This window comes from Streptomyces sp. NPDC019531, from assembly GCF_044903305.1.
GTDB lineage: Bacteria > Actinomycetota > Actinomycetes > Streptomycetales > Streptomycetaceae > Streptomyces.
The window spans coordinates 1-14458 of record NZ_JBJDQL010000033.1 but is presented as its reverse complement, the minus strand read 5'-3'; the positions used below and the strand labels follow the sequence as shown (position 1 = coordinate 14458).

Sequence of the window (14458 nt, the reverse complement as noted above, 5' to 3'; positions counted from 1 at the left end):
TGCCGCTCCTACCCTGATCGTCCGACCGTCCGGTCGTCGACAGGGGGAGCGGCCATGGCCGGAAGACCGTTGGACGCGGAGATACTTCAGGCGGTCGAGGTGTACGCCGGCCGGCGCGGGGTCGCCGCCCATCTGACCGACCCCGGCGCCGCCGACCTGACCTGGCAGAACCTGCTGGACTTCCACATCGTCCGCTCGGTCGAGACGCGCGGCGAGCGGCCCATGCGGGAGCCGGGCGGCCGGGACGACATCGCGACCCGGCCCACCTACACCGACATCGGCTCCCACCCGGTCCCCCCGCCCTCCGACCCGGAGAAGTCCGACGCATGGCTGCTGGTACGCCGTGGCTCACTCGACGAGGAGCGGTGCGGGGACTGCGACGGCGGTACGACCAAATGCGGGGACTGCGACGGGCGCGGTGTCCGTGACTGCCCCCGCTTCGTCGACTGCCCCGTCTGCCAGGGCGGCCCTGACGCCTGCTGGGAGTGCGAGGGCACCGGACGCCGGCGTGCCGGCAGACCCGCGCACCTGCGCTCCGGCACCCCCTCGGCCCACCGTGCCCTCTGCGCACGCTGCCGGGCCTCGAACGCGGCCTGTCCGAAGTGCACCGGCCGCCGCCAACTCGACTGCCCCGACTGCAAGAAGAAGGGCTATGTGCGGTGCGGGGCCTGCGAGGGCACCAAACGCGTCACCCACCAGGAGTGCCGGGGCACCGGCCGCTTCACGGTGTGGACCGAGGGCTGGATCCACCAGAACCCGCACCGGGAGAAGGAACGCCGGCTCGGCCGACTGGACCTCAGACGCACGACCGGCGGCGCGGGCCAGTGGCACAAGACCGTCCTGCGCAGGGCCACCGACGAACTCCCGGACGACCTGGACGAGGCCGACGAGAGCCTGATCGCGCCCCACCTCGCCCCGCGCAAGGACGAGGTGGCCCGCCTGGCGACCCTGCGCCGCCTCCCCCTGGCCCACGTCCGGGTCCACGCCGACCCGCACCGCGACTACTTCGCCTTCCCCTCCCACACCGGCATCGAGGTGACCTCCCGCCCCACGACGGACCGCGTGCGTTACTTCGCCGCGATCGCCACGGCCTCGGTGGCCCTGGTGGCTCTGGTCGCGGTGCTGGGGGTGGTGGTGCTGCGGTGAGACCCGGAGGGGCGCGGCACCCCCCTCGGCTGCCGCGCCCCGTCCCCCGGTCCCCCTTCTCGGTGATGGCTACTGAATGCTCTGCACCTCCGGAAGCGTGCCCGTGCGTGCCGCCCGGCCGTACCAGAGGGCGCTCGACTTGGGTGTCCGTTCCAGCGTCGTGTAGTCCACGTACACCGCGCCGAATCGCTTCTCGTAGCCGTAGGCCCACTCGAAGTTGTCCAGCAGGGACCACAGGTAATAGCCGCGGACGTCCGCGCCTTCGGTGATCGCACCGCGAACCGCGGCGAGGTGGCCGTGCAGGTAGGCGATCCGCTCGGGGTCGTGGACACGGCCGTCGGGGTCGGGCTTGTCGTCGTAGGCCGCGCCGTTCTCCGTGATGTAGAGCGGCAGACCGGGGGCCTCGCGTGTGTAGCGCATGATCAGGTCGTGCAGGCCCGTCGGGTCGATCGTCCAGCCCATCTCCGTACGCTCGCCCGGTGTCTGGTGGAACGTGACGTCGTCCGCACCCGGCCAGGGGGAGTGGTCGCTGGAGCCGTGGCCGTCCGCCCGCGGCCCGCTGACCTCCGTGTCCGCCGCCGAGACCAGCGCGGGCGTGTAGTAGTTGAGACCCAGCGCGTCCAACGGCTGGTTGATCAGGGCGAGATCGCCGTCCACGACGAACGACCAGTCCGTGATCAGCTCCGTCGCCGTGAACAGCGTCTGCGGATACGCCCCGTGCAGGATCGGCCCGTGGAAGACACCGTTGGCGAGGTCGTCGATCTTCTGCGCCGCCGCCAGATCCGCCGCGTCCTGCGAGAAGGGGCGCACCACCGAGGAGTTGAGGCTGAGCGCCACCGCATTGCGGGCCGGCATCGACGCCCGCAGGGCCGAAGTGCCGAGCCCGTGCGCCAGGTTCAGTGTGTGCGCGGCCTTCAGCGAGGCCGCCGGGTCGGTGCGGCCAGGCGCGTGCACCCCGGAGGCATAGCCCAGGAAGGCGGCGCACCAGGGCTCGTTGAGGGTGATCCACTGCTCCACCCGGTCGCCGAGCGCCTCCCCGACGATCTGCGCGTACTCCGCGAAACGGTACGCCGTGTCGCGCTCCGGCCAGCCGCCCGCGTCCTCCAGCTCCTGGGGCAGGTCCCAGTGGTAGAGCGTCACGGCCGGCTTGATGCCGTGCGCGAGCAGCTCGTCCACCAGCCGGCGGTAGAAGTCCAGACCCCGCTGCACCGCGGGGCCGCGGCCGGTCGGCTGCACCCGGGACCAGGAGACCGAGAAGCGGTACGCCGTCAGGCCCAGGTCGGCCATGAGCGCCACGTCGTCGCGGTAGCGGTGGTAGTGGTCGACAGCGATGTCACCGTGCTCGCCGCCCGCCGTCTTGCCGGGGGTGTGGCTGAAGGTGTCCCAGATGGAGGGCGTACGGCCGTCCTCCCGCACCGCCCCCTCGATCTGGTAGGCGGAGGTCGCGGCTCCCCACAGGAAGGCGGGGGGAAAGGTCACCGGGGTCGCCGGCGATTCGGACTCAGGCATGGAAGCGCTCCCATTGGAGGTCGTAAGACCGACTGATAGGGGGGAGGGGGAGTGACGGGGCCGAAGCGGCGGTGACCCGGCCCCTGGAAAGCCGAGGTCAGCCCTTTACGGCACCCTGCATGATGCCGCCCACGATCTGCTTGCCGAAGATCGCGAAGACGACCAGCAGCGGCAGCGTGCCGAGCAGCGCGCCCGCCATGATCAGGGACTGGTCGGGCGTGTAACCGCGGCCCAGACCCGCGACCGCGACCTGCACGGTCGGGTTGCCGTTCTGCGTCAGCACCAGGAACGGCCACAGGAAGTCGTTCCAGGTCTGCACGAACATCAGCATTCCGAGCACGGCCATCGCGGGACGCGCCGCCGGGAACACCACGTGCCAGATGATCCGCCAGCTGTTCGCGCCGTCCACCCGGGCCGCCTCGATCAGCTCGTCCGGCAGCGCCTGGATCAGGTACTGCCGCATGAAGAACACCCCGAACGCGCTGACCAGCGAGGGCAGGATCACCGCCTGCAACTGGTCGGACCAGTCGAGCTTGGCGACCATCATGTACAGCGGGATCACGCTCAGCTGCGGCGGCACCATCATCGTGCCGATCACGATCAGCATCAGGGCGTTACGGCCCTTGAAGCGCAGCTTGGCGAAGGCGAACCCGGCGATCGTCGACAGGATGACGATGGTGATCGCCGAAACCCCCGCCACGAACGTGGTGTTGATGAACGCCTCGCCCAGGTTGGCGTCGTTCCAGGCGATCTCCAGCTTGTCGAACAGCCCCGAGCCGAACCAGAACGGCGGCGGGGTCTCGGCGAGCCGCTGGTTGTCGCGGGAGGCCGCGATCGCGGTCCACACCAGCGGGAACAGCGAGCCGACGGTGAACAGGATCAGGATGAGGTACGCGATCGGCCCGGCGTGCAGGGTGCCGCCGGCGCGGGCGGCCTTGGGACGCCGGGGGCGCTTCGTCTCCTCGGCGGGCGGCTTCGTCAGTGTCGTCGTCACGGCCGGTTCTCCTAACTGCTGGCGCGCAGCCGGCGCGAGATGACGTAGTTGACGATCCCGACGATGATGAGGATCAGGAACATCGTCCAGGCGATCGCGGAGGCGCGGCCCAGGTGCTGGTTGACCCAGCCCTGCTCGTACAGATACAGGCCGAGCGTCTGGAACTGGTGCTGACTGCCGCCGGAGGCACCCTTGTTCGCGTCGAACAGCAGGGGCTCACCGAAGAGTTGCGAGGCACCGATGGTCGACACGACGACGGTGAACAGGATCGTCGGCCGCAGCGACGGCAGCGTCACATGGAAGAACTGCTGCCACCGGTTGGCCCCGTCGAGGGCCGCCGACTCGTACAGGTCCTGCGGGATCGCCTGCATCGCCGCCAGGTAGATCAGCGCGTTGTAGCCGGTCCAGCGCCAGACGACGATCGAGGAGACCGCGATCTGGGAGGCCCACTTGTCGTTCTGCCAGTCGATGTGGCCGATGCCGACCTGGCCGAGCACCCAGTTGATCATGCCGTAGTCACGGCCGAACAGCAGGACGAAGACCAGCGAGGCGGCGGCGATCGACGTGGCGTACGGGGCGAGCATCGCGACCCGGTAGAACGTCGAGGCACGCAGCTTGTAGTTGAGGATGTGCGCGAGGCCCATCGCCATCAGCAGCTGCGGGACCGTCGAGATGATCCCGATGGTCAGCGTGTTGCGCGCCGCGTTCCAGAAGAACTCGTCGTCGAAGATCCGCGTGTAGTTCCTCATCCCCACCCAGTTCATGTCGGTGGGGGCGGTCAGTTCCACCTGGTGCAGCGAGGCCCACCCGGTGTAGATCAGCGGGAACAGGCCGAACGCGAGGAACAGCAGGAAGAACGGCGAGACGAAGGCGTACGGGCTCCAGCGCACGTCCCGCTGCCAGCGGCGGGAGAGCCGGGTCCGGCGGCGCTGCTCCGCCGCGGGCTCTGCGGGCGGGCGGGCCGGGGCCGCGCCCCCCTCCTTCGCGGGGGGTGCGGCAGCGGTTTCGTGCCCAGTGGTCATACGGGTCACTGGTCCAGTGCGTTGTCGATGGTCTTCTCGGCGTTCTTCCATGCCTCGGCGGCCGACTTGCCCTGGGTCACCAGGACCACGCCATTGTCCGTCAGACCCTGCTGGATGATCTGGTCCTTCGGGCCGATCGTCTGGACGGGGATGTTCTTGGCGGCCTCGGCGAAGATCGGGCCGATCGGCGCGTCACCGGTCATGTCGTTCTTCGCGTTCTTGACCTCGGTCGAGTCGTACGCGGCCGGGGTGGACGGGAAGCTGCCCTGCACGCCGAACAGCTTGGCCTGCTGCGCGGGCGCGGTCAGCCACGCGGCGAGCTTCGCGGCCTCCTCGGTGTTCTTGCCGGACTTGGGCACGGTCAGGAAGGAGCCGCCCCAGTTGCCGGACTTCGGCGCCTGGGCGATGTCCCACTTGCCGGCCGCGTCCGCCTTCGACTTGCCCTTGATGTAGCCGAGCATCCACGGCGGGCAGGACATCGCGGCGAACTTGCTGTTGGCGATGGTCGTGTCCCAGGCGGGCTGGAACTGGGTCTGGTTGCCGATCAGCCCGGCCTCGGCGGCCTCGGAGGTGAGGTCGAACGCGGACTTCACGGCCGGGTTGGTCTTGTAGATGACCTTGCCCGAGGCGTCGTAGAACCGGTCCTTCTCACTGCTGAGGATGGCCTGGAGCAGACCGCCGGGGGAGTCCAGGAAGGTGGTGCTCGTGCCGGCCTTCGCCTTGTACTGCTTGCCGACGTCGACGAACTTGTCCCAGCTGCCGGCCCACAGCTTGCCGACTTCCTCGCGGTCGGTGGGCAGACCGGCCTTCTGGAAGAGGTCCTTGCGGTAGCAGATGGCCATCGGGCCGACGTCGGTGCCGACACCGACGGTCTGGCCGTCCGCCGTGGTGGCCTGCTTCCACTTCCAGTCCAGGTAGTCGCTCTCCTTGCCGTACTTCGACAGATCGAGGAGCTTGGAGGACTGGGTCTGGACGATCTCGGCGATGTTGCCGACCTCGACCATCTGGATGTCCTGGAGGCCGCTGTTGGTGGTGAGATGGTTCAGGAGAGCGGGGTAGTAGTTCTCGTTCCGCTCCACCACCGTCTGCTTGATGGTGATGTCCGGGTGGAGCTTCTCGTACTCCTTGTACAGGCCGGACTCCTGGAAACCGGCGGTGCCGAAGAGCCCGAGCGTGATGGTGGTCTTGCCGCCGCCACCGCCGGACGACGAGCCGGAGTCGTCGTCCTTGCCGTCGTCGGCACAGCCGGCCAGCAGCCCGATCCCGAGCGACGCGACCGCCGCCAGGATCACCGCCTTGCGGGCGGGTCGGGTACGTGCTCGCATTGCGTCCTCCTGTTGCCCTGACGTGCCGACCCCCCGGCCAACTGCGGTGTTGGGCCCGTTCGTTCATGCTGCGGCTCGGGCGGGGAACGTGCGGGATGTTTATGTGTCAGGTACCGTGGGAGCGCTCCCACTTGTGATGTGTTGAAGGTTCGCGGGTTGGAGCGAGGGTGTCAAGGGAGTCGGCGAAGGGAGATGCGTTCAGTTATCAGCCCGTTAACTGGACCCACTGTCCGCCCTTCCGGAGTCCGCGGAGGAGGCGGTGGGGCATGGGGGCGGCAGCCCGCGACAGCCACTGGAAGTGGCGGGACTGTTAAATTCCAGGCCAGCGTCAAGACAACGGCGGGAAGGCGGAGCCCATGGCAAGCCACGGAGCGCGGAGCCGGAGCGGTGGGCGGCCCACCCTCGAAGAGGTCGCCGCGCGCGCCGGCGTCGGCCGGGGGACCGTGTCCCGGGTGATCAACGGCTCGCCCCGGGTCAGCGACGCCACCCGCGCGGCGGTCGAGGCGGCGGTGGCGGAACTCGGGTACGTCCCGAACACGGCCGCGCGCGCCCTGGCCGCCAACCGCACCGACGCCATCGCGCTGGTCGTGCCCGAACCGGAGACGCGGTTCTTCGCGGAGCCGTACTTCTCGGACATGCTCAAGGGCGTCGGCGCGGAGATCTCGGACACCGAGATGCAGCTCCTGCTGATCTTCGCGGGCAGCGACCGCGAACGCCGCCGGCTGGCCCAGTACCTGGCCGCGCACCGGGTCGACGGCGTCCTGCTGGTCTCGGTCCACGCCGACGACCCGCTCCCCGACCTGCTGGCCCAGCTGGAGATCCCGTCGGTGATCAGCGGCCCGCGCTCGGCCGCGGAAACGCTTCCCTCGGTGGACTCCGACAACTACGGCGGCGGCCGCTCGGCCGTGGAGCACCTGCTGGCCGGCGGCCGCCGCACGATCGCCCACATCACCGGCCGCCTCGACGTGTACGGCGCCCAGCGTCGCGTGGACGGCTACCGTGACGCCCTGCTCGACGCGGGCCACGATGTGGACGAGCGCCTGATCGAGCCCGGTGACTTCACGGAGGAGGGCGGCCGCCGCGCGATGACCAAGCTGCTGGCCCGCCGCCCCGACCTGGACGCGGTCTTCGCCGGTTCGGACGTGATGGCGGCCGGCGCCCGCCAGGTCCTGCGCGAGGAGGGCCGAGGCATCCCCGCGGACGTGGCCCTGGTCGGCTACGACGACTCGGCCATAGCCCGTCACATGGACCCGCCCCTCACCAGCGTCCGCCAGCCCATCGAGGAGATGGGCCGCCGCATGATCGACCTCCTCCTCTCGGAGATCGCCGATCGCCGCCCGGCGGTCTCCCGGGGCCTGGAACGCCGACAGGTGGTGCTGGCCACGGAACTGGTGGAGCGGGCGTCGTCCTGACCATCACGAGGCGGAACGCGAGGATGAGGGCCATGACTGCCCATCCTCTGCTGGACGTTGACGATATCCCCGGGACCGAGCCGTACCTCCGGACCGTCGGCGAGGTGTTCCGTATCTTCCGCGAACAGGACTCCGGCTGCTTCGCGTACGGAGTCCGGCTCCCCGATGGCGCCCGCTGGTTCGTGAAGGAGGCGACGACCGACCGCGCCCAACGCTCGCTCGACCGCGCCTGGGCCTTCCACCGCGCGGTCCGGCATCCGGCGATCGTGCCCCAGCTGCACCGGATCACCGCAGGAGACGGCCGTACGGCCGTCGTCATGCCGTGGCACGACGGCGAGATCCTCTACGACCCCACGGCCCGGGCCCGCTTCCGCGCCCTGCCCCTCGCCCGCGTCCACCACGCCCTGGACCGCGTCCTGGACGCCCACCTCGCCGTCGAGGCCGCCGGGCAGGTCGCCGTCGACCTCTACGACGGCGCCTTCCTCTACGACTTCGACGCCCACGCACTCCACTTGACAGACCTCGACGAGTACCGCCGGGGCCCCTTCGTGGTGACCGAGGACCGCCTCCCCGGCTCCAGCCGCTTCATGTCCCCCGAGGAGTGGCGGCGCGGCGCCACCATCGACACCCGCACCACCGTCCACGTCCTCGGCCGCACCGCCCGCCTCCTCCTGGACGCCGGCCCTGGCGAGGATGCCTTCCGGGGTACGGCGGCACAGCTCGCGGTCGTGGAGCGAGCCACGCGCCCCGACCCGCGCGAACGGTTCGGCGGAGTACGGGAGTTGGTGGAGACGTGGCGGGCGGTGGCGTAACGGAGCGGCTCAGGCCGTCCTGAAGTAGTGCCCCGCCTCCAGGTCCGGGAGCAGCGCGGGCTGCTCCGGCCGCCAGCCCAGCAGCTTCTCGGTGAGCGCGCCGGAGGCCCGCATGTCGACGGTGGCGAAGCGGCCGAGCCAGCCGAAGTGGTCCGTCGCCTGCTCGGGTGGCACGCTCACGACCGGCACCTCCAGGCCCCGTCCGATGGTCTCGGCGATCTCCCGGAACGGCACCCCCTCGTCTCCGATGGCATGCAGCCGTACGCCCGCCGGTGCCGTTTCCAGGGCGAGCCGGTACAGCCGGGCCGCGTCGAGCCGGTGGACGGCGGCCCAGTGGTTGCCGCCGTCGCCCACCATGGCCGAGACGCCCTTGGCGCGCGCGGCGTCGATGAACATGGGCACGAAACCGATGTCGCCCTCGCCGTGCACGCTCGGGGGAAGCCTCAGCACCGACGCGCGCACCCCGCGCTCGGCCAGCGCGAGCGTGGCGAACTCCGAGGCGTGCCGGTGTTTGCCAGGGGAGTCCGGGTCGGCCGGGTCCTCCTCGGTGCCGAGGCGTCCCGGCGCGGTCAGCAGCCCCGAGGTGACGACGAGGGGCTTGCCGGTGCCGTCGAGCACCTCGCCGATGGCCTCGATCGCCCGCAGGTCGGCCTCGCCGGAGGCGGGCAGGTTGGTGAAGTCGTGGATGAACGCCAGATGGGCGACGCCGTCGGTCGCCTCGGCACCCCGGCGCAGACTGTCGAGGTCGTTCAGGTCGCCGCGGTGCACCTCCGCTCCGGCGGCCTTGACGGCCTCGGCGGACCGGTCCGAACGGGCCAGGCCGAGGACCTCGTGCCCGGCGTCGAGGAGCTCACGGGTGACGGCGGAACCGATGAATCCGGTGGCGCCGGTGACGAATACACGCATGGTGGTCCTTCGCTGTGACGAGTGAGGGTCCCAGCGTGCGAAGGAGAGCCCGGTCCAGTCCAAAGCCTGTTTCGCATCACGCAATGCGGATCAGGCATCACACCAGGTGGAAGGGGCTTTTCCGGGAAGCTCGCGATCGAGCCCGGCGTACGCTTCAGGCATGACCGACCTCGATCTCCGACTGGTCCGGTACTTCACGGCCGTCGCCGAGCACCGCCACTTCGGCCGCGCCGCCGACGCGCTGCACATCACCCAGCCGTCGCTGAGCCGGCAGATCCGGCGCCTTGAGCAGCAGCTGGGCGCGCGGCTGCTGGAGCGGACTCCGCAGGGCAGCCGGCTCACCGAGGCGGGGGAGGTCTTCCTGCCCCGGGCCAAGGCGCTGCTGCGTTCGGCGGCACAGGCGGCGGCGCTGACCCGGGCGGCCGCCGAGCCGAGCCGGATCACCATCGGGTACACGACGGGCATCATCGTCACCTCGGCGGTACGCGAACTGCGCGAGCGCTTCCCGGACGCCGAGGTACGCACCGTGCACCTCGACTGGGGCGACCGCCGCACGGCCCTGTCCGAGCTGAAGGTGGACGTGCTGGTGACCCGGCTGCCCTTTCCCACGGACGAGGCGCAGGTGACGGTCCTCTACGAGGAGACCCGGGTGCTGCTGGTACCGGTCGGCCACCGGCTCGCCGGCAAGGAGTCCGTCACGCTCGACGACATCGCCGAGGAGCCGCTGATCCGGGTGGCCGACCCGGCCTGGAACTCCTACTGGCGCATCGACCCCCGCCCCGACGGCCGCCCGGCCCCCGACGGCCCGTTGGTCGTGGCCGTGGAGGACAAGTTCGAACTCGTGGCCTCCGGCCAGGCCCTGGCCATCATGGCCGCACCCCGCCCGGGCGCGCTCCGCCCCGACCTCATCGCGGTCCCGCTCAAGGGCGTCGACCCGGCCCACGTGGTCCTTGCGACCCGCTCCGAGGACCGGAGTCGCCTGGTCACGGGCTTTCGCCGGGTGGCCAGGGAACACCTCAAAGGCCCCGGCCACGAAAACGACCTCAGCCGGTGACCTTGTCTCCAAGGTCACCGGCTGAGGTGATTGGGGTGAGTGACGGGACTTGAACCCGCGGCCACCTGGACCACAACCAGGTGCTCTACCAACTGAGCTACACCCACCATGTTCGGCTGTTCGGATCTCCCCGACCGGCCGAGAAAAAGTGTACAGGGTCTGAAGGGGTGCTCGCGCCCGGCTTTTACCGCGCGGGCAGGACGTGCTTCGCGGCGATCGACTTCGCGGTGTCGGAGTCGGGACCGGGCTGCGGGACGAAGATCGCCTCGCGGTAGTAGCGGAGTTCCGCGATGGACTCGCGGATGTCGGCGAGGGCGCGGTGGTTGCCGTTCTTCTCCGGGCTGTTGAAGTAGGCCCGTGGGTACCAGCGCCGGGCGAGCTCCTTGACGGAGCTGACGTCCACGATCCGGTAGTGGAGGTAGTCCTCCAGGGTGGGCATGTCCCGGAGCAGGAAACCGCGGTCGGTGCCGACGGAGTTGCCGCACAGGGGAGCCTTGCCGGGTTCCTTGACGTGCTCGCGGACGTAGGCGAGGACCTGTGCCTCGGCGTCGGCGAGGGTCGTGCCGCCGGCCAGTTCGTCGAGCAGTCCGGACGCGGTGTGCATGTGACGCACCACCTCCGGCATCGTCTCCAGCGCCTGGTCCGGCGGGCGGATGACGATGTCCACACCGTCACCGAGCACGTTGAGCTCGGAGTCGGTGACGAGGGCGGCAACCTCGATGAGAGCGTCGTCGGACAGCGAGAGGCCGGTCATCTCGCAGTCGATCCACACCATGCGATCGTTCATGCGACCACCCTAAGCTGACGTCCGCTTTTGGGGTGCCCCGCGTCGGTGCCGGCCACCGGGGAACGCCGAGCGGGCGGTGGCCCACCCGGCGTCACGAGGTCATGCTCCGCTGCGCTGCCCCGGCACACTGGCCCGGCCGGTGGCGTACAGCTCGCGGCCGTTGTCCGAGGGCGGACCCACGGGGGCCGGGGCGCGGCGCGTCTGGAGTGGCACCGGGCCGCTCTCCGGGTGCAGAGGTACGGGCGCGCTGGGCGCGGGACCGGGAGGGCCTCCCATCGGCCCGTCGCTGTCCACCGGCCGCTCGCTCTGCGGGCGGCGGGCCCGGTACGCGGCCCGGTAGGCGGCCGGGGACGAGCCCAGCTGCCGCCGGAAGTGCCCGCGCAGCGCCACCGGTGAACGGAAGCCGCAACGGCCCGCGACCTCGTCCACCGAGTAGTCCGACGTCTCCAGCAACCGCTGCGCCTGCAGCACCCGCTGGGTGATCAGCCACTGGAGCGGGGCCGAACCAGTCAGCGAGCGGAACCGGCGGTCGAACGTACGACGGCTCATGTACGCCCGCGCCGCCAGCGTCTCCACGTCGAACTGTTCGTGGAGGTGCTCCAGCGCCCAGGCGACGACCTCGGCGAGCGGGTCGGCGCCGATCTCCTCTGGTAAAGACCTGTCGAGGTAGCGCTCCTGACCGCCCGAGCGGCGCGGCGGGACCACCAGACGGCGGGCCAGGGCACCGGCCGCCTCGTTGCCGTGGTCCGTCCGCACGATGTGGAGACAGAGGTCGATTCCGGCCGCGGTACCGGCCGAGGTCAGTACGTCGCCGTCGTCCACGAAGAGTTCTCGTGGATCCACGTGCACCGACGGATAGCGCTTGGCCAGCGTCGGCGCGTACATCCAGTGGGTCGTCGCGGGGCGGCCGTCCAGCAGGCCCGCTGCGGCCAGCACGAAGGCGCCGGTGCACAGTCCTACGATGCGAGCGCCCTCTTCGTGCGCCCGGCGCAGTGCGTCGAGCGCCTCCTCCGGCGGCGGTGAAGTGATCGAGCGCCAGGCCGGCACGACGACCGTGCCCGCGCGTGAGATCGCTTCCAGGCCATGCGGCGCGGTGAGTTCCAGGCCCCCCGTGGTCCGCAGTGGGCCTTCTTCGCCGCCGCACACCAGCAAGCGGTAGCGCGGCACGCCGGCGTCCTGGCGGTCGATCCCGAACACCGACAGCGGTATGGAACTCTCGAAGATGGGGCCGCCGCCGAACAGCAGCACCGCGACGATCTCCTTGCGGCGTCGCCCGGAAAGCTTCCGGGCCGCGGCTTCCGGCGCGGCAGTGGAGTCGTGGCTCATACTGCTAAGCCCCCCTCGGTGGTCGCGGCGCCCCTAACTTGTCGGGCATGTCGCTCCAGCACGTTTCCCCTCGGTCCTGCACGAGTCCCCCGCCGTAAGACGTCAAGATCGAATCTACTGTGTCCCGTGGTGTCGGCGTGACCAGTTCGTCATCCGGCACATTGTCGACTTGGCAACTTGGCGTAAAGCATTCGATCACGAAGCGTTGCACTCGTGGGCCGTGCAGGGAAGTGCGCCTTGTGGCAGTGGCTAATCCACGTAGGGTGCGCAGGGCCCCCGAGACCCTATCCGTGCAGGTGGAACGGGGGTTGAGGGGTGGTCAGGTCAAGGGACGCGCGGAACGCGGAAGTTGGCTGAAAAGAGTCGGCCCGGTGTATGGAAACCGGTCAGCCGACCGGTGTATTTCCCCCGGTGTGACGACCGCCTCGACGGCCCCCGGTTCCGGTCCAGTGGTGATGGCCCCGATGGGGCGCCCGTTCCTCCGCGTGCGGGCGGGCCGCGCCGCGCTCCGACTGGCGCAGGAGGATACGGCAGACGGCCGTCACGGCGGCGAGGCCGAGGGCGGTGCCCGTCGCGCCGGCGAGCGAGCTGCCGTACCAGAGGAGGACCACGGGGACCAGGACGCAGCTGAAGGCCGCCCAGCGGACCACGTCCGTGGCGGAGTCCTCGGAGGGCGGTCGGTGTCCGGTCATCGCATGCTCCCTGTGGCGTCTCCCTGCGGCGTGGCTCTCCGGGTCCAACGACCGACGTCAAGATCGGGTGCGTGAATCCTGTGCAAACCGCCTGTACAGCGCAGCAACCATTGCGTGACGGGCGCCCCCTCGTGCATGCTCCCTGGAACCCCCACCGACCGTGGGCGGGATCTGGGCTAAGGAGGCGTGCCGCCGTACCCTTGAGGGTATGGGGTTGGGAAGATGATTCCCGGACACAGCTCCGCCGCACACTGTCGTCCCTCCCGTATAAGGATCACAACGCCGAGACAGCCATGGCCGGTCACGAATTCTTCGAACCAGCGGACCGCAAGCGGCCCGTCGCCGACCCCACGGCGGCCGAGCCCCTGGCGGCGGAAGAGTCACGCCATTCCTGCGACCCCGCCTTCAAGCATGGCGTCGTCGTCGGTTTCGACGGCTCCACATCCAGCGAGCGCGCCCTCGCGTACGCGATCGGCATGGCCCATCGCTCCGGCTCGGGCCTGATCATCGTCCACGTCGCCAACCGGCTGCCCACCACCGTGTGGGCCGGTTGCGAGCCACCGGTCTTCGTCGACGTGCCGGACCATCGCACCGAGGTGCTCGGTCTGGAGCTCGCCTGCGCGGAGTATCTGGCCGAGGTGCCCTGGATACTCGTCGAGCGCGGCGGGGACATCTGCCATGAACTCGAAGAGGTCGGGCGGGAGTACGAGGCGGACGCGATCGTCGTCGGCTCCACCCACGGCATCGTCGGACGCATCTTCGGCTCCGTCGCGGGGCGGCTCGCCAAGCGGGCGAAGCGGCCCGTCATCGTGATCCCGTAACTCGCCCTTCTCCCAGGTGAGATGTGCGAATCTACTCGCGCGTAGAGGTGTTTGCGCCCTTGTGAAGGGCATATACCGGTCACCGCGCGGGGACTCCGTCGGGCATGACGGGGTTCTCGGCGTGCTGCCGGTCGGGGCGTGACGGCCACGGGCCAAGTGGCAGCCGGCGTCGGGGTATTGGGCGGCCCCGACGCGTTTGAACGGACCCTCCGTGAATGGTGGCATTACGTGAGGGTCCGTTCCGTTGGGCGGTCTCCTCTACTCGACCGTCACCGACTTGGCGAGGTTCCGCGGCTTGTCGATGTCCCGGCCCAGGGCCAAGGCCGTGTGATACGCGAGGAGTTGGAGGGGGATGCCCATCAGGATGGGGTCCAGCTCGTCCTCGTTCTTGGGGACCACGATCGTCTCGTCGGCCTTTTCCTGGTGCTGGTGGGCCACCGCCAGGATCCTGCCGCTGCGGGCCTTGATCTCCTCCAGGGCGGCGCGGTTCTTCTCCAGGAGGTCGTCGTCGGGGACGATCGCGACCGTGGGGAGGGCGGGCTCGATGAGGGCCAGGGGGCCGTGCTTGAGCTCGGAGGCGGGGTAGGCCTCGGCGTGGATGTAGGAGACCTCCTTGAGCTTCAGGGAGGCCTCGCGGGCCACCGGGTAGCCC

14 protein-coding genes and 1 tRNA gene are annotated in these 14458 nt (G+C 70.1%); 5 read left to right on the top strand and 10 right to left on the bottom strand.

The window, feature by feature from the left end:
• Positions 1-54: 54 nt before the first annotated feature.
• Positions 55-1146 carry a hypothetical protein gene (locus tag ACI2L1_RS31110; RefSeq protein ID WP_404742731.1) on the top strand — a complete coding sequence of 364 codons (1092 nt, stop codon included), beginning with the start codon at positions 55-57 and terminating at the stop codon, positions 1144-1146.
• A gap of 69 nt (positions 1147-1215) precedes the next feature.
• Here ACI2L1_RS31110 and ACI2L1_RS31105 read toward each other — a convergent pair whose 3' ends face one another.
• From ACI2L1_RS31105 to ACI2L1_RS31090, 4 genes are all read right to left on the bottom strand, one after another.
• Positions 1216-2655, bottom strand: coding sequence for a GH1 family beta-glucosidase (locus tag ACI2L1_RS31105; protein ID WP_404742730.1), 1440 nt, complete (start codon positions 2653-2655; stop codon positions 1216-1218).
• Positions 2656-2752: 97 nt separating this feature from the next.
• Positions 2753-3649: a carbohydrate ABC transporter permease gene (locus ACI2L1_RS31100; RefSeq protein ID WP_404742729.1), complete on the bottom strand. Its 897-nt coding sequence runs from the start codon at positions 3647-3649 to the stop codon at positions 2753-2755.
• Positions 3650-3660: 11 nt separating this feature from the next.
• A complete protein-coding gene (locus tag ACI2L1_RS31095; protein ID WP_404742728.1) occupies positions 3661-4671 on the bottom strand; it encodes a carbohydrate ABC transporter permease in 1011 nt (336 codons plus the stop codon).
• A 5-nt stretch (positions 4672-4676) separates the two neighbouring features.
• Positions 4677-5996, bottom strand: coding sequence for an ABC transporter substrate-binding protein (locus ACI2L1_RS31090; protein ID WP_404742727.1), 1320 nt, complete (start codon positions 5994-5996; stop codon positions 4677-4679).
• Between the two features lie 356 nt (positions 5997-6352).
• Between ACI2L1_RS31090 and ACI2L1_RS31085 the strand changes: the two genes are divergently transcribed.
• Both ACI2L1_RS31085 and ACI2L1_RS31080 read left to right on the top strand, forming a co-directional pair.
• Positions 6353-7408 carry a LacI family DNA-binding transcriptional regulator gene (locus tag ACI2L1_RS31085; protein ID WP_404742726.1) on the top strand — a complete coding sequence of 352 codons (1056 nt, stop codon included), beginning with the start codon at positions 6353-6355 and terminating at the stop codon, positions 7406-7408.
• 32 nt (positions 7409-7440) lie between these two features.
• Positions 7441-8220 carry a serine/threonine protein kinase gene (locus ACI2L1_RS31080; protein WP_404742725.1) on the top strand — a complete coding sequence of 260 codons (780 nt, stop codon included), beginning with the start codon at positions 7441-7443 and terminating at the stop codon, positions 8218-8220.
• 9 nt (positions 8221-8229) lie between these two features.
• Here ACI2L1_RS31080 and ACI2L1_RS31075 read toward each other — a convergent pair whose 3' ends face one another.
• A complete protein-coding gene (locus ACI2L1_RS31075) occupies positions 8230-9126 on the bottom strand; it encodes an SDR family oxidoreductase (protein WP_404742724.1) in 897 nt (298 codons plus the stop codon).
• Positions 9127-9286: 160 nt separating this feature from the next.
• Here ACI2L1_RS31075 and ACI2L1_RS31070 point away from each other — a divergent pair, with 160 nt between their 5' ends.
• Positions 9287-10180, top strand: coding sequence for a LysR family transcriptional regulator (locus ACI2L1_RS31070; RefSeq protein ID WP_404742723.1), 894 nt, complete (start codon positions 9287-9289; stop codon positions 10178-10180).
• Positions 10181-10211: 31 nt separating this feature from the next.
• Here the strand turns inward: ACI2L1_RS31070 and ACI2L1_RS31065 are convergent.
• The 4 genes from ACI2L1_RS31065 to ACI2L1_RS31050 form a co-directional block, all read right to left on the bottom strand.
• Positions 10212-10287 (bottom strand) — tRNA-His (locus tag ACI2L1_RS31065).
• Positions 10288-10364: 77 nt separating this feature from the next.
• The gene (gene orn / locus ACI2L1_RS31060) at positions 10365-10967 is read right to left on the bottom strand and encodes an oligoribonuclease (RefSeq protein ID WP_404742722.1); all 603 of its coding nucleotides are present in this window, start codon (positions 10965-10967) and stop codon (positions 10365-10367) included.
• A gap of 99 nt (positions 10968-11066) precedes the next feature.
• Positions 11067-12293: a helix-turn-helix domain-containing protein gene (locus ACI2L1_RS31055; protein WP_404742721.1), complete on the bottom strand. Its 1227-nt coding sequence runs from the start codon at positions 12291-12293 to the stop codon at positions 11067-11069.
• Positions 12294-12679: 386 nt separating this feature from the next.
• Positions 12680-12985: a hypothetical protein gene (locus ACI2L1_RS31050; RefSeq protein ID WP_404742720.1), complete on the bottom strand. Its 306-nt coding sequence runs from the start codon at positions 12983-12985 to the stop codon at positions 12680-12682.
• Between the two features lie 293 nt (positions 12986-13278).
• Between ACI2L1_RS31050 and ACI2L1_RS31045 the strand changes: the two genes are divergently transcribed.
• Positions 13279-13806 carry a universal stress protein gene (locus ACI2L1_RS31045; protein ID WP_404742719.1) on the top strand — a complete coding sequence of 176 codons (528 nt, stop codon included), beginning with the start codon at positions 13279-13281 and terminating at the stop codon, positions 13804-13806.
• A 258-nt stretch (positions 13807-14064) separates the two neighbouring features.
• Here the strand turns inward: ACI2L1_RS31045 and ACI2L1_RS31040 are convergent.
• Positions 14065-14458 (bottom strand): SIS domain-containing protein (locus ACI2L1_RS31040; RefSeq protein WP_404742718.1); only part of this gene is annotated, 394 nt, incomplete at its 5' end.